The organism is Halovivax cerinus (assembly GCF_024498195.1).
Lineage (GTDB): Archaea > Halobacteriota > Halobacteria > Halobacteriales > Natrialbaceae > Halovivax > Halovivax cerinus.
The window spans coordinates 1,798,307-1,822,705 of record NZ_CP101824.1 but is presented as its reverse complement, the minus strand read 5'-3'; the positions used below and the strand labels follow the sequence as shown (position 1 = coordinate 1,822,705).

At 51.5% G+C, this 24,399-nt stretch carries 23 protein-coding genes; 18 read left to right on the top strand and 5 right to left on the bottom strand.

What is annotated here, in order from left to right; translation table 11 throughout:
• The first annotated feature begins 20 nt into the window (after window positions 1-20).
• From NO366_RS08405 to NO366_RS08385, 5 genes are all read left to right on the top strand, one after another.
• Window positions 21-692 (top strand): DUF8166 family protein, encoded by a 672-nt coding sequence (locus tag NO366_RS08405; protein WP_256533880.1) that lies wholly within the window; start codon window positions 21-23, stop codon window positions 690-692.
• Window positions 689-2,350: a helicase HerA domain-containing protein gene (locus NO366_RS08400; RefSeq protein WP_256533879.1), complete on the top strand. Its 1,662-nt coding sequence runs from the start codon at window positions 689-691 to the stop codon at window positions 2,348-2,350. The genes NO366_RS08405 and NO366_RS08400 overlap by 4 nt, the downstream gene beginning before the upstream one ends.
• Before the next feature lie 341 nt (window positions 2,351-2,691).
• Complete coding sequence (locus NO366_RS08395; protein ID WP_256533878.1) at window positions 2,692-3,747, top strand: hypothetical protein; 1,056 nt, start codon at window positions 2,692-2,694, stop codon at window positions 3,745-3,747.
• A gap of 240 nt (window positions 3,748-3,987) precedes the next feature.
• On the top strand, window positions 3,988-4,554 hold the full coding sequence (locus tag NO366_RS08390) for a hypothetical protein (protein ID WP_256533877.1): 567 nt from the start codon (window positions 3,988-3,990) through the stop codon (window positions 4,552-4,554).
• On the top strand, window positions 4,538-5,911 hold the full coding sequence (locus tag NO366_RS08385; protein WP_256533876.1) for an ApeA N-terminal domain 1-containing protein: 1,374 nt from the start codon (window positions 4,538-4,540) through the stop codon (window positions 5,909-5,911). The genes NO366_RS08390 and NO366_RS08385 overlap by 17 nt, the downstream gene beginning before the upstream one ends.
• A 415-nt stretch (window positions 5,912-6,326) precedes the next feature.
• On the opposite strand, the gene NO366_RS08380 is transcribed toward NO366_RS08385, so the two are convergent.
• The gene (locus NO366_RS08380; protein WP_256533875.1) at window positions 6,327-6,956 is read right to left on the bottom strand and encodes a hypothetical protein; all 630 of its coding nucleotides are present in this window, start codon (window positions 6,954-6,956) and stop codon (window positions 6,327-6,329) included.
• 165 nt (window positions 6,957-7,121) lie between these two features.
• Window positions 7,122-7,487, bottom strand: a complete 366-nt coding sequence (locus NO366_RS08375) for a hypothetical protein (RefSeq protein WP_256533874.1) — start codon at window positions 7,485-7,487, stop codon at window positions 7,122-7,124.
• Between the two features lie 259 nt (window positions 7,488-7,746).
• Between NO366_RS08375 and NO366_RS08370 the strand changes: the two genes are divergently transcribed.
• Window positions 7,747-9,462 carry a DUF262 domain-containing protein gene (locus NO366_RS08370; protein WP_256533873.1) on the top strand — a complete coding sequence of 572 codons (1,716 nt, stop codon included), beginning with the start codon at window positions 7,747-7,749 and terminating at the stop codon, window positions 9,460-9,462.
• Window positions 9,463-9,553: 91 nt separating this feature from the next.
• Here the strand turns inward: NO366_RS08370 and NO366_RS08365 are convergent, their stop codons facing one another.
• The gene (locus tag NO366_RS08365; protein ID WP_256533872.1) at window positions 9,554-10,615 is read right to left on the bottom strand and encodes a hypothetical protein; all 1,062 of its coding nucleotides are present in this window, start codon (window positions 10,613-10,615) and stop codon (window positions 9,554-9,556) included.
• A 447-nt stretch (window positions 10,616-11,062) separates the two neighbouring features.
• On the opposite strand from NO366_RS08365, the gene NO366_RS08360 reads away from it, so the two are divergent.
• Complete coding sequence (locus tag NO366_RS08360) at window positions 11,063-11,428, top strand: hypothetical protein (RefSeq protein ID WP_256533871.1); 366 nt, start codon at window positions 11,063-11,065, stop codon at window positions 11,426-11,428.
• A gap of 142 nt (window positions 11,429-11,570) precedes the next feature.
• Here NO366_RS08360 and queF (NO366_RS08355) read toward each other — a convergent pair whose 3' ends face one another.
• Complete coding sequence (queF, locus tag NO366_RS08355; RefSeq protein WP_256533870.1) at window positions 11,571-11,957, bottom strand: preQ(1) synthase; 387 nt, start codon at window positions 11,955-11,957, stop codon at window positions 11,571-11,573.
• A gap of 728 nt (window positions 11,958-12,685) precedes the next feature.
• Here queF (NO366_RS08355) and queF (NO366_RS08350) point away from each other — a divergent pair.
• The 8 genes from queF (NO366_RS08350) to NO366_RS08315 are packed head-to-tail and all read left to right on the top strand — an operon-like array spanning window position 12,686 to window position 22,169.
• Window positions 12,686-13,114: a preQ(1) synthase gene (gene queF, locus NO366_RS08350; RefSeq protein WP_256533869.1), complete on the top strand. Its 429-nt coding sequence runs from the start codon at window positions 12,686-12,688 to the stop codon at window positions 13,112-13,114.
• 41 nt (window positions 13,115-13,155) lie between these two features.
• Window positions 13,156-14,151: a tRNA guanosine transglycosylase family protein gene (locus NO366_RS08345; protein ID WP_256533868.1), complete on the top strand. Its 996-nt coding sequence runs from the start codon at window positions 13,156-13,158 to the stop codon at window positions 14,149-14,151.
• A 2-nt stretch (window positions 14,152-14,153) separates the two neighbouring features.
• The gene (locus NO366_RS08340; protein WP_256533867.1) at window positions 14,154-14,978 is read left to right on the top strand and encodes a hypothetical protein; all 825 of its coding nucleotides are present in this window, start codon (window positions 14,154-14,156) and stop codon (window positions 14,976-14,978) included.
• Window positions 14,979-14,997: 19 nt separating this feature from the next.
• Entirely contained in the window at window positions 14,998-15,441 is a 444-nt protein-coding gene (locus NO366_RS08335) for a hypothetical protein (RefSeq protein ID WP_256533866.1), read from the top strand.
• On the top strand, window positions 15,438-19,415 hold the full coding sequence (locus tag NO366_RS08330; protein ID WP_256533865.1) for a hypothetical protein: 3,978 nt from the start codon (window positions 15,438-15,440) through the stop codon (window positions 19,413-19,415). The genes NO366_RS08335 and NO366_RS08330 overlap by 4 nt, the downstream gene beginning before the upstream one ends.
• A 2-nt stretch (window positions 19,416-19,417) precedes the next feature.
• Complete coding sequence (locus NO366_RS08325; RefSeq protein ID WP_256533864.1) at window positions 19,418-20,527, top strand: hypothetical protein; 1,110 nt, start codon at window positions 19,418-19,420, stop codon at window positions 20,525-20,527.
• A complete protein-coding gene (locus tag NO366_RS08320) occupies window positions 20,524-21,693 on the top strand; it encodes an ATP-binding protein (protein ID WP_256533863.1) in 1,170 nt (389 codons plus the stop codon). Before NO366_RS08325 ends, NO366_RS08320 begins: the two co-directional genes overlap by 4 nt.
• Complete coding sequence (locus tag NO366_RS08315) at window positions 21,690-22,169, top strand: GNAT family N-acetyltransferase (protein ID WP_256533862.1); 480 nt, start codon at window positions 21,690-21,692, stop codon at window positions 22,167-22,169. Before NO366_RS08320 ends, NO366_RS08315 begins: the two co-directional genes overlap by 4 nt.
• 140 nt (window positions 22,170-22,309) lie before the next feature.
• Here NO366_RS08315 and NO366_RS08310 read toward each other — a convergent pair whose 3' ends face one another.
• Entirely contained in the window at window positions 22,310-22,522 is a 213-nt protein-coding gene (locus NO366_RS08310) for a hypothetical protein (RefSeq protein ID WP_256533861.1), read from the bottom strand.
• Window positions 22,523-22,807: 285 nt separating this feature from the next.
• On the opposite strand from NO366_RS08310, the gene NO366_RS18730 reads away from it, so the two are divergent.
• From NO366_RS18730 to NO366_RS08305, 3 genes are all read left to right on the top strand, one after another.
• Window positions 22,808-23,182 carry a DUF8112 family protein gene (locus NO366_RS18730; protein ID WP_484496876.1) on the top strand — a complete coding sequence of 125 codons (375 nt, stop codon included), beginning with the start codon at window positions 22,808-22,810 and terminating at the stop codon, window positions 23,180-23,182.
• 238 nt (window positions 23,183-23,420) lie between these two features.
• Window positions 23,421-23,612, top strand: a complete 192-nt coding sequence (locus tag NO366_RS18725) for a DUF8168 family protein (protein ID WP_484496875.1) — start codon at window positions 23,421-23,423, stop codon at window positions 23,610-23,612.
• Window positions 23,613-23,619: 7 nt separating this feature from the next.
• Complete coding sequence (locus NO366_RS08305; protein WP_256533860.1) at window positions 23,620-24,351, top strand: hypothetical protein; 732 nt, start codon at window positions 23,620-23,622, stop codon at window positions 24,349-24,351.
• The last annotated feature ends 48 nt before the right edge of the window (window positions 24,352-24,399 follow it).

Sequence of the window (24,399 nt, the reverse complement as noted above, 5' to 3'; positions counted from 1 at the left end):
AGACACCAAATTAAGTCATCATGACACAGACAACCTCAACCGACGATGCACCGGTGATCACTGCAAACGACCTCACTCTTGGAACAGTTGCCGAGTCGCACTCGCAAATGGACTATGTCGTCGAAGTGTACCGCGAACGTGAGCGCGAACGTCCGCCTGAGAAACAGGACTACAAATTCGGGCAGCCAGTGTACACAACCACGACAATTCGTGGGACCGAGTACGCCCTTATCGGCGTGGTCTACGATTCACGGCTCGTCGACCCTGACCAAGGCCGCGCCGGCCCTCGCCTCTCGAACCCGGATCAAGAACTGTTCGTCCCAGGATACGTCGACGAGAAACGCACACTCCTCGGTGTCGCGTTTCTCGGCTACGCAACCCTTGAACCCGCCTCAAACGGGTCGAACTTCACGGATGTCTCGCAAGAAATGCCGCCGTGGACACTCGAAATAGATGACTCGATCCGCAAGCTCCCGCGAGCAGGCTTCGAGCAGTTCCACTTCCCCGACGGCGATCTCCGGCTACAGTACTACGACCGGCTTATCTCCACAGCCGACCAATTCGGGGCCGAGGTGACGCTTGCTCTCCTCGACCAGCTCCGCGACGGGACCGCCGCTGACGAGGAGCTCCTGGACGTCATCGAGCAGAAAGTCCGCTGGGAAACGAGCAGCGACCGCGGGGTGGTCAGATGAGCAACGACCTGCCCGACCCGCCGCAGAATCGAAATGTACCTGCCGCATCGGACACGGTCGTCGGGACCGTCGAACAACCCGGCGATTCCGCCGACGAGTTTCAGTTCATCGCCCCGAACGACATCGACGTCCGGACGGGCGAGTTCATCGTGTACAACACGACCGTCGAAGGCGAACACCACAACGTTCTCGCCCGCGTCACAAACACCGAACAGGAACGCGGCCTCCCTGGTGACTTCCTCGCCAACCCGGGCGTCGATTCCGACGCCGTCGCCGACGCCCTCGGCGTCCCCACTGGCGATGTCGAACTAAACAGCGTGACCGCACGCATCATCGGGTACTTCAACGACGACATGGGGACGTTCACCAACCCGCGATCACTCCCTGACCCCGGATCACGCGTCTACCTTGCCAACAACGCCTTCCTCGAAGCTGTCCTTCCAAACGCAGACTGGGAAAGTGACGCCGGACTCGCCCACGTCGGCTGGCTGCTCAATCGGCCAGCACGCGACGCGAACGTCTTCCTCCCCATTGACGAATTCGCCTCAACCCACCTCGCCATCCTCGCGTCGACAGGCAGCGGGAAATCCTACACCGCGAGCGTCATTATGGAAGAAATGATGCGGCCGTCCTCCCGCGCCGCCATGCTCGTCTTCGACCCGCACGGCGAATATGACACACTCGAAGATATGCGGAAATCAAAGTACGAGGACGTATTTAGCGACGGTGACTACACCCCGGAGGTCAACATCGTCCAACCGGACGAGATCACAATTGCCATCCCCGACCTCAACTACGGCGATCTCCTCGCACTCTTGGATGGCCCGAGTGACAAAATGAAATACATCCTCCAGAAAGCCTGGCGCAAACTCCAACAGGAAACAAACGACATCAGCGCTCACGACCTCGTCCGGACATGCTATGAGGAGGACGGCGAGCAGAGTGACACTGCAGAAGCACTGGAGTGGCGGATTCAACGCGCACTCGGCCGTGACCTATTCGTTCGCGCCGCCCGTGAGGATTTGACGGACCTCGTCGCACCGGGCCAAGTGACTGTACTCAAACTCAACCAACTGTCGAAAGACGATCAGCAGATGCTTGCCGCCGCACTCCTCCGAAAACTGTACGAAGCCCGCGAGGAAGCGATGCGGGGCGACGATGACCGACTCGACTTCCCGCTGTTCACACTCCTCGAAGAAGGCCACCGCTTCGCCCCCGACGGCAACGCACGGTCACTCGGCATTCTCCGAACAATCCTCTCCGAAGGCCGCAAGTTCGGCTTCGGTGTCGGCATCATCTCTCAACGCCCCTCGAAACTCGACGCCGACGTTCTCTCCCAATGCGGTACCCAAGTCATCATGCAGATCCAGAACCCGAACGACCAACAAGCCATCCAGCAATCCGTCGAAAGCGCCGGCCAAGACGTCCTCGACGAACTCCCCGGCCTCACCCCCGGCCAAGCAGTCATCTCCGGCGACGCAATGAACACCCCCGTACTGACACGCATCCGGCACCGCCACACCGAACACGGCGCGGACAGCCTCAATGCGACGTCGGAATGGCGCACAAGCTGGGAAACACACAATGAAGAACAGAACCGAAGCGTCGTCAACGCCTACGACGAAGAAGAAGACGACGTAGACGACACTGCCCTCTGAACCTAGCTCATTCTCAGCGACCCCCACGCGATCTCCAACGTCAAAGATACTTCTCTCCTCATCGTTGTCGATGAAGCCCACAACTACGTCTCCGGCCACCACCCTCCGCGAACAGTACATCGTCAACCGCGCTCGTTACGCCGTCAAACAAGGTCGCAAAAATAAACTCGGCCTCTTCAGGATTTCCCAAATCCCCGATCAGTTTCGTAGTACGGATAGTATCGTTCCAGTGGATAAGCAGCGGGCCCTGACAAGAGTTCGAAACGGAGTACCAGTGATGCAAGTTTATAACGTGTCGGCTGGAGTTACTACATACGGATTTCGACGGCACTCTCTTGAGTATGCACGAGACTGGTGAACATAGGTTGCCTGGCAGTGCGGTTGTCGATCTCTTCGATCAAGATTCCGTTGTATACGGGTTTGCTCCAAATCAGGAGTTCAAGCGTCTTGATGATGAGCAACAGCGACAGATCTCGTCTGCTCTTGCTGGTGAATTCTCGATAGATACTATCTCAACTCTGTGGGGAGATCTGCAGGAATGGAAGGGTGGTAATGTTCGTGCGATGGGTCGTGAGGAATCGCTGTTCGCTCAGATTGTCAGCGGTGATGGTCCTCACGACGATCCCTCAGAGCTGAAGGTTCGACGAGAACAGGTTGTTGAGACGGGATGGGATGATGAGGCGTGCCGGTGTGCATGGACGTTATATGGATTGTCTCAATCGGTTTCGCTTGCCGTTGTGAGCGAGGAATGCGCAGTGACTGATGAGCAATTGCGTCTGTACCGCGGTCTGAGCGAACGATATGATGTTCCGCATGTACTGGCTGCGGCAATCGATGATCCGTCCCAGCAGTCATTCTCAGTGCCGGCAACAGTCCTCAATAATTACACTCCGAGTGAGGGGAACGCTGCAGGGTACAGCCCAATTGTGGTTGAGAAGGAGGTTGACGTGACTGATATTATACTGGCCCCCGATTATATTACGCAGTATTCTGATGACACTGGACTACTCACTGACGATGGCGAGTGCAGAGTTCTCGGGACAGTCACAGCAGAATTCTCTGCTGAGGAAGCGGAAGTACTCCTGAAAGCACCGAATGAAAAGGACGGAGGTGTTCAGCATCGGTACTCTATTGAGGAATTCTTTGATCCGCTTCCAAAACCCGACGATCGTAGATTCATCACGTTCATTAATCTTCTAGAGGAGGCTCACGAGCGTATAAAAGGATATTCTCTAGAGAGCACATTTCCCCGTGAAAAACTCTTGGTTACGACCGATGGAGGCATTGAGAGGCTCAGTGACTGGTATGCAGAGGTAGCAGACGACGTACCTGAGAAATCCCCGTCTGTTGAAGAGTCTATCTCCCTCATCACTGACGGGGAAGTACAGTTCTCGTGAGGGGGGAGAGAATAATCATTAGCCTGGTGCGATACTAAAACAGGGATATGCAGTGGTGCTGCTTCGTATAACGACCGAATGGGGCTATGTGTCGATGGAGGACTACACTTTTGAGTGTCGGTATCTAAGCCTTAGGTAAGAACCATGAGTCCAGACGCTGGTGAACGAGGTGAGTACTTGCGAAAAAAGAGCCCTCGAGTTCTATACAACGCAGCCCAGCGTTCGTGGTACGACCGTCACATGGACACGCCACGCGAGTTTCTTCAAGCGTGTATTGCGGCCGAACTCACAGAAGTACTGTCCGATGAGATGCTTCAGTTGCTTGGAGAAGGAGAGTTATATCCGCTTGCAGTGCGATTCTCACAGGTGTTGAGTGATAACGAGGTAGACGAGGAAATGAGACGTGCTCGTCGTGACCTTTCAAACGTGGGAGAAAGAGCGGTGTTGTCACAAATTGAGGCGACTGCGGAGGGGCTTGTCCGTGATCGTCTCTCACAAGTCAAAACTGTGGTCACGAATTACTACTGCGATGTAAAAAGTTCCTTTGATCAATTTGACGCTGAAACAGCTGCGGAGCTGCGTGATCAGCGCCAATCTGAGTGTAAGGCAGAGCTTGCAGAGGTCCAGATCCTTCGAGACCGGTTCGAGGCGCGTGCTACAGGCCCTGTAGTGACTGTAAGTTCTAAATCTGCGAAATCCCGTGCTATTGCGAGTGGCCATACACAGAATGCCGTTTCTTTTTCAACTGCCGATCGACGACATCACGGCCGTCAGCATGAGGATGAGTTAGATGCACGACCAGCGTGACTTACGCGGCCATTGGTGGCTTCCCGGGAATCGTGATGAAAGGGTCGTCGGCGGTGTGCTCTCCTATCATCCAACGGATGGGCTTGAATTGGATGTTTTCGATTCCCTTACCCACCACGCGTCGGATGCGTTTAAGATAAGTGAAGATGGTGAACCACCAGTTGTCGACCGAATCCTTGGGATTACCGATGACGGGGATCGCGTTACGCTCGATACATGCCAGCGGACGTTTAAGCGAGTTGTAAACGGTTCAGAAGTAATCCGTCCAGAGACGTTCTTAGTTACGAGGGCACTGCTTGGTGAGCATTTTCACGATGAGATCCAATTCGAATCAGTTGGGATGCAGCTCGAGGCGCTTCATCGGTGGTTCTCACGGAGCGGCCTCAACCTTGATCTCGATCCAGACGCAGGGGAGCAAGAGACGAACGGCACAGTTGAAAAACAGGCTTCAGAGCCAGTTGTTAGCGCGCAGTACACGTACCCAGATTCTGAAACCGTTGTTTCTGATGATCTCACGGTTCACTTCGATCCAGGAATCACAGTTGAGCGTGGGAGAAGCACAACAGTGAAATTTTCAGAGACTACATCGATAGAGGTTGGTCCAAGATGGAGTGAGGACACGATTTCGCTAAACCGAACACAAACAGTACTACGAAAAATACAGTTATTCCTCGCATTAGGGCTTCAAGAACCGGTTCAACCGATCGAGATTACGGGGTACTATGAATCAGGCGGCGAGCAACCTGAAGCCTCAGTGGAGATCCTAACGAATAGCTCTGCTGAAGACACGGTTTCTGAAAATTCACATCCACAGGAGTTGCTCTTCTTATTACCAGATATAGAAGAGGAATTTGAGTCGGTCTTAGATACATGGATAAAGTCATTTGAAGAGTTAGCGCCGGTACTCAACATATATTTTAAAACAATCTATGACGACCCTGACCTTATTACAATGTACCTTCTTCGACGTGCGACCCTAGAAGCCTACTATCGTACCCGAATATGCGCAAATCAACCCGGTGGCCCGTCCCTTGATCACACTGGCTTTGAGGAGCCACAGGCAGACTATGATACAATAAAGGCGCTCCTCGGCGAGGAAACAGAAAAGTCGTTTGACGTACAATTGGAGGAGATATTTGAACGTCACTCCGACACGGCCTCCAAGGTACCAGACCAAGTAGTAGACTGGGTTTCAGAAGCTCATTCGAGTATAGACTCTTTGCTTGAAGGAACTCAGAACTCGTCCTTTGCGCTGTACCGACGATCAGAGAATCTCGCAATTATTTTCAATATCGTCATTCTGTCAGAAATTGGTCTTTCACCAGATCGAATTGCTACATTCATTAAAACGAATTGACCGGAAAGTCCAGCAATTCCTTGACTTCACCGACCAGACCACCTCACCCAAGTCTTTCTGATCTTCTCGTAACACCCACGGGTTCGCAGCAGGGTCATACTCGCTGATCTCCCGTTATGACTGCATGTATCCGCGTTGAGTACGCCGATATGCTTGAACTGTTGGACGAAATTGAACAGTACGTTCGTGCGGATGAGATCTTTCCATACGGTTTCTTCCTCATAGATTCCGGACACTTGGACTGGCTCAGTCAGCTCCCATGCCCGTGCTTTACCCGCCTCGTACAGAACGGATTAATGCGATCTAGGCACGTGGACAAGTGGCGCAGTCGCATGTCTCAAGTTCGGATATGGGCCTGAACTGCCCGGTACGAGGAGACGAAAGGGAACCAGCGAGAAAGCGTCGTCGCGTCCGTTCAGGCGATCCGTTCGTTCAATTCGTGCAGTTGGTTCTTGAGCCTATCCACCTTGTCCTGATTTGCGCGGTAAAGCCCGTAGAACCAGACACGGTAGAGGTAGAGTGTTAGTCCGTCAATCTCGATTGTGGCTCGCTTGATATCTGTTGAGTAGGAGGTCACTTCAGCATCGAAGTAATCAACCAGTCCGTCGAACGGCTGGTTCCCGAAACACACAACGTGGTACTCGGATTCTCCGAGCAAGCGCAACTGTTCCAGCAGCACCGCGGCATCGTCGTCGCTTACCTTGACATTCTGGCTGTCCGGGTCAACTTCGTCCACAAGGTCGGTTATGTACGCCCCCTGGAGTCGGTCCAGTCCACCGTCTTGGATGAATTCCTTCAGTCGGTAATCATAGTGTTTCCGGGTTGGTGCATGGAAGTTCGAGCACGGAACAGGGAGATCATCAGATCGGTTCAACCCCATAAGGACGACATCTGGAGTCAGCACCTCGGCACGGTCATGGACGAATTCGATCAAACCCTCGGGCCGCTTCTCAACGCAGTCACGATCGGGGAATACGTCGTCCCACACAGCCCAACTAGCCCACGGGTACTGTTTAGCGATTCCTGCGAGCGTTTCGCTATCCATGTTTCCAAACCTAGACGGCCTACCGCATGAATTGTGCCACCAATCGAATAACGTTTCTCAGAGGGCTACGAGACACTGATATGGGTATTCAGTCTGTAGGCCTCTGGTATGGCTGGCAAGACGTATTAGGTGGAACAAGGAGCATTCCAGCCGTACGTTCTGACTCTATTCTTGGCACAACTGGATTTGAACGCGGTCAGAGACAGCGAGTCCATCCACGCCGCCATCGACGAGTTCGAAGATTTCCCCGTTTTCGGTTTCGCCAACAGGGATGGAGTTTGAGCCTTCAAGGAGGTAGGCGACTCGTTCGAACCCGTCTTCAAGGAGCGGGCTCCATTTCGATTCCTCGGTGATTTCGGTCACATCCTGAACTAGGACATACTCTTCTTTCCCGCCACGGTCCCGGTGGTAGAAGGCAGTGAACTCGTCTGGTTCCTCCTCTAATTCATAGCCTGATTCCTGTTCTGCGATTCGTTCGTTGGTTGCGAAGGTATACTGGCGGAGTTCCTTCAGGGAAAGCTGATCTGACATTATTGTAAAGATCGTTGGCACATCGGATAACGGTACTGGATACTCTCTTACAATAGCGGGGGTTGGGCCCTCTTGGTTTTCGAGAAATCCCTCTGTGTTCAACGAGTTTTCTGGGAAGGGGGGAGGTGTGAACATCCCCTTTTGTCATGTCTCCGTGACAACAACCCCTCTCCCCCATCGAATTTCTTCCGGATTTTTCGGGGTAGCCGCGTGACACCTGTAGCATAGATTTTATTTGAAGTTACTCCGACTGTTTCTCATGGCTAGCCAATTCGACGCAGAACCGGCGGATATCTGTGATCTTTTCGAGGGCAGGAAGACCCTGTACAAGATTCCGGAGTACCAGCGACCGTACAGCTGGGAGAAAAGACATATCGATCAGCTCTGGGATGACCTTTACGAGGCCTGGAACGCAGAGAATAACGGTGATGACTCGTATTTCTTGGGGACAGTAATTCTGGTAGACAACGGTGAGAAGAGACTGGATGTCCTGGACGGTCAGCAGCGGATCACTACATTGGTGATCTTCTATGCTGTCCTCCGTGACTTCTATAGTGAAGAACTGGCGTCTCAAATGGGTACGATAGAACGCCGGTTGGAGGACTCTTCAGGTGATGACTCTACGTACAGGTTACGGACAGGTGAGAAGCATCAGGACGAGTTTGAGACCACTATCCTATCTGGTGTCGACCTGAGTGAGGACAACAACTACACGGACGCGGCGAAGTACACCAAGAACGCCTTGAAGGACAAGTTCGAGGATCCAGAGGAACTGAGGGACTTCTACGACTTTGTTGAACTGGAGGTTGAGATCATACAGATTGAGACATCGGATCTTTCGTATGCTATCCGGTTATTCCAGACGGCGAATACGCGAGGGAAGGATCTCACTGTATCCGACCTGACCAAGAGCTACCTTCTCAGTCTCACCTCGAACGATGAACAGCGAAAGACGGTGACGGAGTCCTGGAAAAAGCTCTCCAGCAAGTTCGACGATAACTACAGTCGGTTGGACAACCTCCTATCCAGCTACCGTCTCTATCTTCAGGAAACACGGGCAGAATCATCCATCTACGAGGAGTTGAAAGAGGAGTTCGATTCAACGCTGCAAGGGGAGACATCTGTCGTGGAACTGGCCAGGGACATCGATAGGTACGCGGAGGAGTTCCTGAGTGTGGAAAATGACCAGTCGCGGGAGATGTTCATGCTCTCAAATCTGAAGCACACTCAGTACTGGAAAACCTTGCTCACCACAGCAAAGAAGCAAGGGTTCGAGGATTACGAGGGCTTGGTGGATGCCTTGGTCGCTATGTACTACTCCTATTGGGTCGGAGGTCATACCAGCGCAAAAATCAAGAATCCGTCTTACGATCTCTTGAGCCTGATTAAGGATGGTGGAAGTCTCAATGAGGTCTGGGAGTACATCGAGGAGGACCGCAGCAGCAAAAACATTGCTCAGAAGGTGCGGAACAATCTGGGCTCCGACGTTTACGAAGCTAGCTGGCATCGACCACTTCTCCTCGCCATCGAGTACCGGTTCACTCCAGATATGAAGACCAGTGAGATTGAGCCTGGCCAGGAACTGCACCGTGAGCACATTCTACCTAAGAAATTCACTACTGCGATGGAGAACGAGCAGTATTGGCGGGAAAACTTCTCTGCTGAAGAGGCTGCTAAGTTGAGACACAGCCTAGGTAATTTGATACCCTTGGAGCAGGAGGTCCACGAAACGGTTCAGCAAAAGTCATTCCCAACGAAGGCGGCTCACTACATGGGGAGTGACAGTACCTTAGCATCGGTAGCTGAAGACCGCGAGGCAACGAACTTTGATTTAACTCGTCGTGTCGTTGAGGAGTATGATGATTGGACACCCGAGAATATTATAGACTACAGGGATTATCTGGTGAAGAAGTCTGCGAGCCTTCTAAAGTTGGAAGAGGATCAGCTGCTGCAGGTAGAGGAAGCAGCAGAGTAGAGCGAACATAGATATCTACACCGACTAACATCCGTCACCTATTTAGAAATACTGGTTACAGTAGATCGGAACTTCCTATTAGGCCACGTTCTTACGCGAATCCGATCGGAACTGTAAGCACCTCGTCAGTCTGTTCGCCCGAGGTGAGGAACCGATATTGGCGATGCCGTGATCCCTGACGCGGGTCCAGACCCGCATAATCAATTTCTATCCCTTCCTCGTCCGACCCGCTGACGAGCGCGGCTTCCACTGCTTTTTGTTGCCGTTCAATGTCGAACTTCGGATCCAGCAGATATCGATGGTTGTTAAGCAGTTCCCGCACTTCTGACGGGAGTTCGGTCCTTTCTGGCCTGGTCTGAGCTACCGTTTCGCCAACCTGGATGTTCCGCAGACCGATCTCACTACTTACAGCGGAGATGAGATCCCATTCCTCGGTTTCTTCCGATCTTGGGTCGTCAAGAGTCAACTCACGGAGTTTAGAGTGCAATAGCTGACGTTCGAATGATACTAGGTCCAGATACCCTGCCGTTGTTTGTGTTTCACCATCGGTACGAATGGGTACTCCAATCATGGTTGCACCCGTCAGCCGTTTGATTTCTGACCAAGTGTAGAGATACTGCCCCTCGACACGGTCATACGCTCGGGGCCTGGAATAACGTGACACCCCACCATCTTTAAGATACACCTCGGAGAATGTCGGCGTACCGTTGTTAACGGGTACCCAAAACGCCGTGTACTCCTGTAAATCTCCCGGAGCTTTGGGCAGGTTCCACAAACCGACCACATCAAGAAATACGGTTGCACCGAGAACGTCACCGAGGCCGGAGACATCAGTAACAACCGGTAGCGCGTAAAAAGCTGTACCTGGACCCGTTTGCCGAGCGAGGAGGGATTTCGCTTGTGATCCGTCGAATGGGAATTTCGCAGCGTCCAAAGTGAGTCCACGCCGAAACATCCTGTCACCAATCTCGCTGTAGACAGCCTTGTACTGGAGTTCAAGTCGGCTGGCAGTTTCGAACGCAATATCGTAGCCGCCTTCTGCCTCTTCGCGCTGAGAAGGTGCTATTGCGACCCCAGCAGTGAACGGGCTTTGCGACAACTGCTGTTGGGTGGCGTTCACCACCAGTGAGGATTCAGAGGGATAGTTGGTCATGGAACGGTATGGATTGAGACCATTATTCTCCAGATACCTTCTATTTTTCAAGTTAATAACCAAAAGCAATTTAAAAGTGTCGTGCTGTCTGTATTCAGTAAAATCCCTTCCAACCCTTTATACCTTGGCAGTAGATCTTCATTCATTCTTTCATTATCGGACCCGCCGCTGCAATCGCCAGTTGGCTTTGTAGGACTAATTCGATAGAGTTGCACACCCCGTTTGGTGAGTAACCCAACCTAGTACAACTCGCTTTCAACTGGACCGCATTAGTGCTTCAGTTGGAGCAGAAATAATTATTATGAGGAATTATCTATCTTCGGCCAGCGGATAACGGAATCTGCAGGACTGAGTGTAACAGAGTTCCGGCGCGAAACCTTCCAACTATATGTAGTGCTCGATGTCCAAGACTATTAATATACTAAACGATAGAATGGGTGATGAGGAATGAGTGAACGAGATGATCAACATGAGAGTGGTTTGTCTTTGAGTGATATTGACTCGAAAAGATCTCCTGATGAAAAGCAAAGAGACGGTAAATCTGGGGAGAAAGTATATCAACTCAAATTTCTAAAAAGTCAGGAACCGACCATTGATGAGGGGAAAGTAACTGAGATCGGATCATTAGATGATTCCCCTCCTGTTGATCTCCAAGCATTAAACACGGATACCTACACCCATTATGGCATCTTCCGTATGAAAGATCGTTCAACGACGATGATCGTACAGGACCGATTTGGGGAAACATACAAAGCACTCTCACTAGGCAAAGACACCGTCAAAGTACCTTACCCAGTAAGTATTGAAATATAGCTTCAGTTGACAACTAGGGACTATTGAAACAGTTCATACTCGCCCAAACTACCATAGGAAAATTCTATAGCAATGGCGATAACGGTCATTTAATTATCATATGCTTGTAGTCAGCTTGAGAATGAACCGCTCTTTCTGAGGTCTAATTCGGTGATAATGACCGATCGCCGTACTCGACAGTTTCTTCGATACCGCCACGACGGGCCTGTTCAAGACGGAGGTATATGGATTTCGGATCCAACAGTTGGTCAAATGCATCGTACATCTCCGCCCCAATTTCTTCACCCGTAATCTCCACATCTCGGAAAGACTCAAGATACTGTTTTAGGCTCTTGCTCTCAACACACATTTTATCTGGAATGTACCGAAGGGTGAATTCGTAGTAATCCGGACCGCCAAAATCAAAGGGACAAAGAGCAGTCAACTCCGATGAATTAAATGTATACACCTGATTTGCATCTGATTCGGGTGCCTCAAACCCATCCAAAACGTCTTCACGTCGATCATCCGTCAAGGATTCTGCACACATGGCTCTCTGGTGTGTAGCCAAACCTCATACATATTTCGAGATTCAAATCCGCGAGACCAGACCATGACAGGAAACGGTCAAAGATGACTGACTCGATAACATTAGTCATTACGAGTCATTTGGGTTTATAAGGTCTATTTCTAAATGATCGGAGTACTTGGTTGAGTAGAGAGTCAGCAGTGGGTGCATAGTGCTGAACAAACTTGTTTAATATTTAAAACGGCAAATCTGAGCACGCATTCTCAAAATTTACGGTACGAAGCTTACGCTTGCATTCCCCGCCATGCGAACGCTTTACGACGGAGAAGCATATTTCGGGCATCCTCTGATTGTTGTACAGAGAGCCGTCTGACTGCAGTTGTGATGCTAATCACTCTACGAAAAGACAGTTTCGACGAACGGCCGCAGGTCGTCTCGGAGGGATTGTATCTATTGCTGTAGTTATACAGGAACCATCAGGCTTCTAAATTCTAACTTTTTATTCCATATCTAATTAAAATCAATTTTGAATCTTGATTCAGAGCGTCAATAGTGATTACTGGCCAATGGAATTATAAATGGCCCGTTAGTATCCTTCCATTGAACTGGAATGTGTGCGCCTTCACGAACTCCGACATTCCCAACAGGATACCGGTTTAGTCTAAGAATAATCCAGAACTGAATGAGTGAGACTACGTTACTCACCAGGAAGCTGCACCACCGGCTAACAAACAGACAACAACGCTAATATGAACGACGAAATTGACCCAACCCATTTGAGCGCAATCTCGAATGAGTATCCTAAACGGAACACACGTATTGAGGTTGTCGCACCAGAATTCACGTGTCTCTGCCCTGAGAAGCCATCACAACCAGACTTTGGTACAATCATCATCGAATATGTGCCCGATGAAGTCATCGTAGAACTCAAATCGCTCAAGCTTTACCTCGGATCGTATCGAAACGTCGAAATCTACCACGAACCAGCTGTCAACCAAATTCTCACGGATCTGGTGGAAGTGTCCAGCCCACGGTGGATGCGAGTCACTGGCCAGTTCAACACGCGTGGCGGCATCACCACCGACGTCACAGTTGACTACGGTGAACTAACGGATGACATTCCTGAGAGTCGCCAAAGCAGAGCAGACGATCTATCACGGATTCCATCTGAACGATGACATTCACTTTTTACGCTGCCCTGAGCGTCTCACCAAGCTCAATGCGAAAGACCTTCTCCAAACTGGAAGATGGCTATGGGTCACTTGAGCCGCTGGAAAATATCATGTTTACTCCTATTTCAGGTGGCGAGGAAGCACATCAAACTATTCGAAATCTGAATGACCACCTCGGCATCAACATCATGTTCGATTCCGGTGGCTACGAAGTTCAGGTTGGTAATAATACATTTGACGATTTACAAGCATATCTGCACGACTTCTACGCCGACAACCACTGGGGGCATCGCTACGTCCTCCCTGATAATGTTCCTGTCTCACAGGACTCGCCAGATGTTGTCGAACAGAAGGTAAAGCAAACCGCGGATATCTCTGCGTTGTTCTACAGGCAGATGCCTGATGCGCTTCAGTCGCGCGCCCTCGCGGTCGTTCAGGGTCACACACAGGATCAACTTCAACACTGCCTGAATAAATACGCCTCACTTGATGGGCTCCAGCATGTGGGCTTCGGGAGCTTCGGCACAAGCGGTGTTAGCAACGGTGTCAACATGCTCACCACCGAAGCCTATTATCATCTTGAATGGGCAGTACAACAGGCGCATGAGGCCGGACTCAGCGTTCACGCATTCGGGGTCGGTGGGCCAACGAGCATCCCACTCCTGTATCATGCTGGTGTCGATAGTTTCGACACCACCAGTTGGATGCGTTCCAGCGGGTACGGAAACGTGTTCTTCCCTTTCAAGAGCCGGTACAACGCCTCACATCGGAAAAACCGCAGCGGAAAAGTGCTAACTAAAGATGAACTACCGCACCTCAAGGCAGAAACCGGCCATGAGTGTCCGTTCTGTGAGGAAATGTCACAGCTCAGTTCCTCCCGCTGGAATCGGGTCATGCACAATCTCATTGTCATCCAAGATATGACTAATAAAGTCGAAGATATGACTCGTGAAGAGATTCTAGAGGCTATGGATGAAAAGTCTACGTATCGACGCCGTCTGAAGAAAGTCACATCACCCAATAAAAAGAAGGTCAGCATCTAGCCATGGCAAAGCTCCATATCGAAGGTGCCTCAGATCGGCCCGAGGTCATCAAGCACTACCTGGATTTCGTCGACAGGCGTACCTACTCCTCACTCAATGGCGTGATGGATGATGTCTATCAGGAAACAGGGATCGATCTGGTTAACACCAAGAACATGGAAACGACTCTGTCCAAACTGGGCCTCGTTAACGATCAAAACCGGCAGAAACTCACAGATTATGGCCGGGATGTTGTTGAAGTCCTTCTATACAACGAACAACTTTTCTACGAACTGCTACATTTCACATACGCTACTGCCTATCACCGAGATCCTAGCCCAGACCGCGCCATCTCGTGGTCGTATTACCACATTTGTGACGAATTCCGCCGTCGTGCACCGGCCGACTTCACCAATGTCAAGCAGGAAGTTGTTGAGGCAGTGATGGAAGAGGCTGACGGCGCACCTGATGAAGCTCTTAATGACCACGGCCCACTCAGTAATACCAGCCTCACCAACTATCGACGATTCATTGAACTGTTGGATCCTTCAGTTTACCAAGATGGTGAAGTCACCCTTCGTTCGTTCGCTCAAAAGGAGGTCGTCTTGGCCACTATTGACCACCTTTACCGGACGGATATTGTTTCAGAAACCATCGGCTACGGCGATCTGCTGGAATTAACAGGAGACGCTATCGACTCGGTCTGCACCATCCTGCTGCTCCAAGAAGAGAGTGTTACAGATGTTATTGAGCATGTCGCGTCAATGGACGCACGGCTCTCAATTCAATCAGATTACCAACTCAGGGTCAGACTGACAGACCCGGTGGAAATCAATGACCTCGCCTAATGCCACAATCCTCACACGCATGAACACACTCAAACAAGCCGCCAGTGGTGAGCTGCTCACTGATGCGCAGGAAGCGGCACTGACAGCTATCAAGGATCACCGCGAAGATGATGCAAAGTTCATCAACCTGCACGGCCCACAACACGCCGGAAAAACGTTCCTGTGTTGGGTTCTTCAGCAGGATTCCGACTGGGCCTACTACCAAGCCCTTCCAGACAATGCAAACACACCCACCACCATCTACGACCACGGTAACCCTGATCGTCGCGCAACACGAAAACTCCGCAACCACGCCAGTATCAACGGCTTGGCAACGATCGTCTATGTGACCGAACGCCCTGCCGAGGAAGTGTATCCTCGCGTCGAATTAAGTCCGGCAGAAGAACACTACTCCGAGATCGCGTCCAACTGGGCAGACCTTGGCTTGGACCTTGATACTGCACCATCCCCGATCCAACAATGAGCACACAAACCCTGACTGAGAACGTCGATGACTTGTTCGACCTCGTTCGCAAGAGCGAGGGGATTATTTCCACCTTCGAAGCACGCAGCCTCGAAACCGAACCGGAGACCGTGGAAGAAGAGTACCGGCGGTACGCCAACACACACGTTTCACTCGGCGACACCAGTGACTTCGAGGAGGAAATTTACGAGAAAGTCGCTGAACAAGACTCCCCGGCCAAAGGTTATCTCTACGGCCCATATGGGTACGGGAAAACCAGTACCGCGGTAAGTATCTGGAACACACTGAGTGAACAGGATGTAATTGCGGTGCCGCCGTTTACGATGGACTCGTTCGCAGCCATCATGCGAGCCACATATGGGTGGATGCGATACGAGTTTGAGAACAAGGCACCAGGATACGTCGATGATGTCGACGACATTCATGAACGTTTCCTTCAACAGGAACTTCAGACGGTAGCCAAACAGAAGCAGGATCAGCACGACCTAGATTTTGACAAGCTAGTCCAGATGTTTGAGGAGATGGAACAGGAGAACAATCTGGACCTCAGTATCAATGCGGACACACTCATTGACTTCTTCGATGAGTGCACCGAGCTTGCGCGTGACGCTGGGTTTGACGCCCTGGTCGTCGTCGGTGACGAATTCCAAGAGTATCTCAATAGTGCTGACAACCAGAAAGACGCTGAGTCGCGCTTCCGGCAGCTGGTGTTCGGACTCCACTCAGGCGCTCAAATCAGAGATGAATTCGGCCTGTTCATCTCCATGCCCGAGAAGACGAAGAGCACGTTCGACTCTCGGGCCGAAGACATTCTGAACCGTCTCCAACGAGATAACCTCGTTCTGAATCTTCAGACGGTCTATGGTCGTGAATTCCCCGCGGAGCTCTGGAGTCGCTACGCTGACCGTTTCGGCTTCTCCAACCGACAATACGATGTCATCAGCAATCACGCTCTCACAGCCACTGGTGAAGTCTGCTCTCGAAACGATCTCAGTAATGGCCCTCGTACCGTTATTGACATTTTCCGCCTAGCACTCAAGCAGTACCTGAACACACAGGAAACCTTTACCGCCTTGAACTTTGCAGAAGCCTTCTTCGAGGGCAATGTTCGGTATCAGGGGTCCAGCACCAAAATCCAGTCAGCAATCGGAGATGCGTTAGATCATTCGGCCGCAGACACGGCTGCCAAAGAAACCTTCCTGAAACTGTGTGCTGTCTTCCCGGTTGAGGGGATCCCAGATAAGGTTGTCGACGAATACGGACTCAACGATGCCCAGAATGCACTCTCCAAGAAGATTCACGGTGAGGTCATCAAGGTAATCGCCGACGGATACACGCTAATCGACGTCACTAAACGAGACGGACCAGAAGACGTTGTGCAACAGCTTATCCGTGATTTCTGGCGTGAATATAGCGTCGGCCATGGAAGCGCTGAATACGCCGTTGATGCGCTAGCAAACAAGTTATTGAATGAGGGCATTTTCGAGGCGAAACGGGGCACTCTTGACGGCTGGACCAACGGCGGTTCCCCCCTTAACGAGATCCAGCAGACCGTCTACAAGGACCAATTCGAGGGCACATTCGATACGCGGTTTCCGAAACGACGGTTGAATGTGGCCGTAAGTGATAACACAAAACAAAACGAGATCATCGGAGAACACGGGTCACTTGGGGACTACTTTGGCGACCCCGAGCTCGCGTTCAACTTCGTGCTCACATGGGAGAGCAGTGACAGCCAAAACAACAAAACCCATATCAGAAAGGAGTCAGACCGGGAGTTTACCTTCGTCCTTGATGGGCGGGAATCGTTCGATGAGCTACCGCAGGGGCTTGATTTCCTCCGGGATGCAATGGATCCCAATGCAGTTACGCCCTTCCTCATGTTAGCGCTCGTTCAGTATCTCGAAGACCCAAGCACCGAATTAGATGCGCAGCAGGAAAATCGGGTTGAGTCTTTCCAGCAGAGTCTCCTTGACCAGGCACTGAAGGCGATGTTCGATGAGACACTCATCAACAATGCACCCGTCACACTGCGTCGTTCCGGAAAGCGTGCGGTCAAGGGACTGTTCACGAGTGCAATGGAAAACCTGTACCCAGACTATCACACCGTGATCACTAGCACGCAGTACAAGGACATGATGCAGGATTATGCAGACTTCCTCGCATCTCTCGACACAATCTCAAAACGTCGAGGTTCTGATACGCTTCGAGAACCTAAAGAGAATGTTGCAGAACGGTTCGGTCTGCGAAAGACCTCACCATTCGACGGCCGTATTCGTAAACACTACAATGACCTCCTCACCGTGGTGAATGATGGTGCGGATGATTACGAAGTCCGCGCTGAGTTGCATCCATTCGAGAAAGAGATCTTTGACCGGTTGGAAACCGGTAGTGAGGATAAATTGCCTCTGACACAGGTTGAGGACATGGCACTTGAGAAAGGATACCGCGATGAAGAGATCGATGTGATCAACCAGTTCATGCAAGCTCGCGGCATTGTCGGTCTGAACGAAACTGCGGATGCGCTGATAATCCAGGAGGCTGATGTCTCCATTGGTGACGTTGAAAGCGCTCTCGCGGACGCTCGCAGACTCGTGAACACAATCGAGGAGTTAGACCCAGACCGAGTGCCGAGTGGCGTGCCTGAGAAGCTTGACGGGCTTGAAGCAGAACTGGAGCAAACGAATCCAGACGCTAGTGAAAAACTAGAGGCGATGCATGTTGAGGCGAAATATGGAATCGAGCGGCTCAAAGAAGTTGGTGAACTCCTACATTCGCATCATCAGTCCGAGTGCGATGATGTCAAGACTAAGGCCGAGCGAAAGCGGCGTAGTTTAATCCCGGACCATTTGGAGAAGGAAGTGGCCGGTGGTGTTCAGTTCGTCGGTGGTCTAAATGACGCTCGTTCAGAGTTGCTCGCAGAGTTCCGCGGTGTCAAGAGTGATCTGTCTGAACTGATTGAGACACTGGAAGACGCACGGCGTAAGCACAATTCTCCGACAGTCAAAGCAGCAAGCAATCTACATCAAGAAGTCGCGGACGCACGAGACCGCCTCGACAGCATCGATAGTGAGATTGATGAACTGGAAAGTTACGGGGATGAATTGAAACGGTGGCGCACTTTCACCGACAAGTCTGCGAACGTCAAGCAGGACATCAAAGACTATTCGCGGACGTTTGATGAGGCGTTGGATGAGGAGGATGATATTGAGGCCTTCATCGCACAGATCGCCGAGCGGCTCGTAGAGAATCCGCTGGATGCCTTGATGAACCGGGAAGCGTTCCAAGAGCGACTCAGCCATATTGAGGAATCATACCAGCAACGACGGGAACAGCGGCGAGACGTGTTCGATGCGAAGCGTGAAAAACTTAAAACCATTCTCGATGAGGCCACCGAGGGAGGGACTGTTGGTCTACGATCGGCGACCTTCGACGTGAAGCAGCCTGACGAGTCGCGTCGCCATTTGCTTGAGGACTTCAAGAGTGAATACAGGAGTCAGGTCCTGGACAACGCTGAGGGTAAGCTCGAGAACGCGCGTAATGAGATTGAGTACGCGCAGATTGTTGGTGTCGAAGCTGACACCGACGCTGATCCAGACCGGGTCGCAGAGGAGATTGAGCAGGTACAGGCGACACATCGAAGCCTCCGGACGTCGCTCTCACGGTTCGATTTCGAGGATATTGGTGACGATACAGACCTGGCCGAGGAAGGTAACGACCTAATCACGAAGGCGAATGAGTTGGCTGATCAAGCACGTAAATTCCGTTCACAATCCCAACCGGATGATGATGTGGTGCAGGATCTCCTCCGTCGCGTGGAGAACAACCGCGGTGCGGATTTCAAAGAGTTGTTGATGGAGTATCATGATGACGGGGATAATATTGAGGTTGACGAGCTGTTGGACCGGATGGAGCAGTTATTCAAACTTAATCAAATAGATATCAAGATCACGCAACGACGAGGTCGTCGATAAGGATGGCAACATTCGATACTATTGCAGAACGTGCACGCGACACACCAATCATTTCAGTATTACCCCCGCTCGCCAGCTTCTATCTAAATGAATTCGCCATCTACCGTTCACAGCAGGAATTCCACCGCGACCTGTATGATCCTGACTTCTTATTTGAACAGGATGTCATTCTTGACGCCGATGACCGCCATCCAGATTATCCCCGCATCGACTGTACGGCCGATCCTATCACCCCAGTACTCGACGAGGTAGTTGAGTGGGATAATCGTGAACACCACGACCGGATTCGGCAGGGTTTGCTCCGTCAGTCAAATCTAAAAGAGTACATCCTCAACACCGTCAGTACTGAAAGCCTCGTTGTACTGGTCATTGTAGACGGTCTCTCATACGATTCCGTTCGCTCACTTGATTTTGATGTCCAGCCAGTAATTGTAGATGGCATAACGACAACAGAGCCCGGGTTTAGACGCATCATCTATGGAGGCGATAAAATGTCCGTTTATGCGGCCCTGACAGACAAGGAATTCTACAACACCTATGGGTTTACATACTGGAAACGCGGTCAGGAAGACCTCTCAACAGAGCTGCATTCTGCGATGGGAAAAAGTGTATACCGAATCAATGATTTCGATCAGGGTCTCACTCAACTTCAGGAAGACCAACCACTCCATGAGAAGACGTACGTGCAGATTACCCGGATGGGATTCGATCAGGACTCACACAACCGAAAGGAGAAACCTAATCACGATGCCGTTCGGGATAGCTTGGCTACCGATCTCAATGAATTGGCCGATGTCGCAGCGGGAATCACAGATGACTTCCGAATTTTCGTTACGGCCGACCACGGCATTCTATGGCGCGACCATCTCCCAGATGACCCGCCTGTTGTATGTGAGGACTGGAAAGACCACGCTCGCTTTGTCGAAGGCGATAAAGACTTAGCACACGGCATGACCGAACAGGACGCAGACCGAGACACGGCGACCGGGTTGGCCTATCCGTACCTGACCCGGGAATTGAAAAACACAGAATGGGGGGTACATGGCGGATTCTCTTATCACGAATCCGTGGTGCCCCTTATCGAAATTAGCAACAATAGTGATTCAAAATGAAATTATTCATCGGTGAAGAGATAGAAGATGGTACAGACACGTACATCGACGCTTCCAGCGCCCGATCAATCTTGGCCTGCGGGAAACGCGGTACCGGGAAAAGCTACACTATGGGCGACATCGTCGAAGAAATCCACACCGAGGGTGATGACGTCGTTCCGCTCGTGATCGATCCAATGGGGATTTACTGGACGATGGCCGAAGAAAACGACGAACAGCGCGATCTCGTCTGGGACTGGGGGATGTCCGAAGAAGCGTTCCCGGTAAACTTGCTGGTGCCTGGTGACCCAGAAGAACGGTTTGACCCGGATGTTCGCCGCGAACTGGAAAGCCGAGGTATCGACATCAATCCATTATTATTAAATCCATCAGACATGTCTCCTGATGGGTGGTGTGACCTGTTCGATCTGAATATCAACAAGCCGATGGGAATCGCGCTATATCGCGCTGTCCGTGAGCTCAATGACGACAACGAAGATGGGGCGTTCTATCTGGGCGACATCATCAAGAAAGTAGAAATGGACGGTGACGCGGGTGAGCGTACACGTGAAGCACTGCTGAATCGTTTAGAGATGGCGGGTGACTGGGGAATCTTTGCTAATTCATATCAGGATATCTTCCACACTGTCGACGAAAATCGCATCAATGTGTTAGATATGAGTGTGATTGAACCCGGGAAATACGGGCTTCGAAACCTCGTCGTGGAGGTACTCGGCAAGGAGTTGTTCCGGCGTCGTCAAGCTGCGCGCCGGCGCGAAGAGCTTAATCTTGGCATCGACATTCCCAAGGTGTGGCTGTTCATCGACGAGGCACACAATTTTGTGCCGAGTGGGCAGTCATCATTGGCAAAAGACACCATCATTCGATGGGTGAAAGAGGGCCGCCAACCGGGACTGTCGATTGTAGTGGCCAGCCAACAACCATCTGCGATTGATAGCGACGTCCTTTCCCAGTGTGACGTAATCCTTTGTCACAAAATTACAACACAGGAGGATATCAAGTCACTGAATAAACTCAGCCAGGATTACATGAGCGGTAGTCTGAAAACCTACGTTCGGAACATCAACAACACCGGCGAGGCGGTGTATGTCGACGATGAGGAGGAGACAGTACAGATGGTAAAGATTCGACCGCGCAAAAGTATGCATGGAGGCGGTGAGGCATGAAGAAGCCAACATCTGAACCAATAACGATCAAGCATGCAACTGAAGAGGAAGATGTCACGCGCATCAACGAGTTTTTCAATTCAAAGGTTATAAAACAGGAGCTACACCGGTTCACGTACCGGACGACACTTTCGAGGGCATTCAGCCGAGACGACCGTCGGTTATTCTATGTTGAAGACAATGAATCGTTGGTCGGCGCGTTGATGGTTTGGTGTGAATCTCGCGTGCTGGATGATGATGAAGCCCAGATTCGTCTGGTTGCTGTTTCACCAGACCGTCGTGAGGAGGGGATTGCGGCCAGGCTGTGTGAAAATGCAGAAGAGTTCGCCACGTATCACGGGCAAGAAAGAGTCAGCGCTGATGTCGCTTGTGACTCCCCCGCTGTGAACTTTTGGACGTCTATCGAGTACGACATCGAGTATGAGTGGCAAACAGACGGAGGGCGCGAAATGTACAGGATGATGAAGGCCCTGTAGACAAACCATATAACTGGTCTTGTTAGTAGTCTGGCCATGGATACAATTTCGCTCGGAACCTTACAGAGCTGTATGAAATAACTTGAGAACCACGGTATCCTGGTGGTAGTAATTAGGTGCCAGAATGAAGTAGAACGGCATCAATTTGTATTTTCACAGACTGCTTCGCGCAACTCCTCAAGAAGATCTTCCTGGTTTTCAGCCAAAATCGAAATATCTTCATCTACATTTTCAATCTTCGTACGGACTCGACTAACGACTCTATAACGGTAGTTATCGGAGACATCGGCGTCCCCTTTGAGTATTTCTCGCTCACGTTCGGTGAGGAGACCACGATACTGGTCATCACCCATACCTGCCGATTAGCTTTGTCATCATATATTAGCTGTTACTGTGCATGGTTATGTTAATACTGTATACAGTAATGGTTACTATATGCAGTAACCTATAAGTGACTACAAATAGTATCCATGTGGTGTGGAACCCCGGTCCTATAGGGTACAGCGGTCACAGAATGCGCCCGAGTGGTTGGAGCACCCGGATCGGGTGATCCACAGGGTTGTGAAAGAGTCCATAACCAACTCAATACAAACGACGCAGAAACCCATCGACAATCGATTAATTGAAATGTATTACAAATGCAATATGTTGTGATCGGAGAAGGAGCCGTGATATGTGAAGGCTGCGGTGAAAACCTGCGGGAAGGCGCTTCTTTCGTTGCGTCCGCTTTCCGGTCGATCGATCAGCCAGCCTTCCAGATAGAGCACGTGAAATGCACTGAGTGTCGGTACGAGTCGACAGAGTACTTCACGGCCGGCGTGCGGGAACTCGTGATGGATGGCCGCATCGGCACGCACAGTGAGCAGGCAACCGAATCATCGTGGCCAGTACTGTTAGCATCACAACCGTGTGCTATTCGTGGGGTGTTCGTTCGTGTGTTACAGGCGTGGACGGCTGCTTGCGATGATGACCAGCCGATGCCTTGCGATGTGTGGGAAGGTGAGTTCGCATGACGAGGTCGGACGAAGCTGACGGTAATGGTAACGATGAAGATCTGGAAGCGGGTGAGGATTTGGATGAGGTCCACCCAATTTCGTCGCCGCAGTCAGCACAGAGCCAGCCCGGTGCAGGTGATGCTGATGGCACAGGTGATGACGGTGATATGGTGGAGTCGGATGGGGTTCGGGGTGGCGATGCTGTTCGTCGGCAGAGAGTGCGGCCGCTGGGCATGAGTCGGGTGACAGCGAGGCTATGATTCATGTAGCACCGGTAGTCGCGGTGTATAGGCCGGACGTGAATATACTGCGTGGCCGGTCGCAAGCGGCGGCTCGTGATCGGGTTGCTGGGGTGCGGGTCAACGATACAGTGCCGCTGGGTACGGATCGAACGGCCGCATTGCTGAGTCGGCCCACAAGAGATGACAGTATCAGGGTCAGCAGGTGAGTGAGGCATGACTTCATTCGAGATTTGGGGTGATGTCGATCGGTTTCGAACGGCGGGGAAGGAATCGGAGAAGCATTTGTGGCCGAAAGTAGAGTTGGATCGTCGACGGAAGGCTGAACGGGAGCCGTGGTTTCCAGGGGAGTATCGGTTCGAAAGAACGGTTGCTGATCGCGTCCCGGATTGTTTTGTGCTTGGCGACAGGTTGAATTGGTGGATCGAATTCGTTGCTGGCTCTGATCAACCGTACCGCGAGAAAACGCGGGAGGCGTTGCGTCTGGGATTCGTGATTCACTGGGTGTTCCATACCGACCACCGAGATCAGATGCGCGATGCCCGAGAGGCACTCTTTCCGGAATTAGAGCGCCCGTTCCGGTTCGGTGAGTACGATCCGTTGAATGACACGTTGGCAGTGGGTGACCCATTAACGTTCAAGAATTACGCGTTCCCGGTGGAGTCAATGGGGGAGTTCGTAGCCCGGGATCACCTCGGGTATCGGAGCGGTGCGGCATATATTTCTCAGCGAGACGGCGCGTATGATCTTGGTATGTTCGACTTGGCTGGGTGTCAACGCCGGATTCTTGCGGAAGACCCGTACGGGAAGTACTTTCGCTGCGTTGCCCCTGGGCGAACTGTCGAAACGGGGACCTTCGGATTCCCGAGGCGAGACGGACTTGAACGGCTTGTTGAGGACGGGAAGATCACGCGACTTGGGCCGGTTCGTCGTGGCTCCGATGGGTGAGCGGTATATCGGTAGAACGCGTCACTCTCACGAGTGTGAAACGGTCTG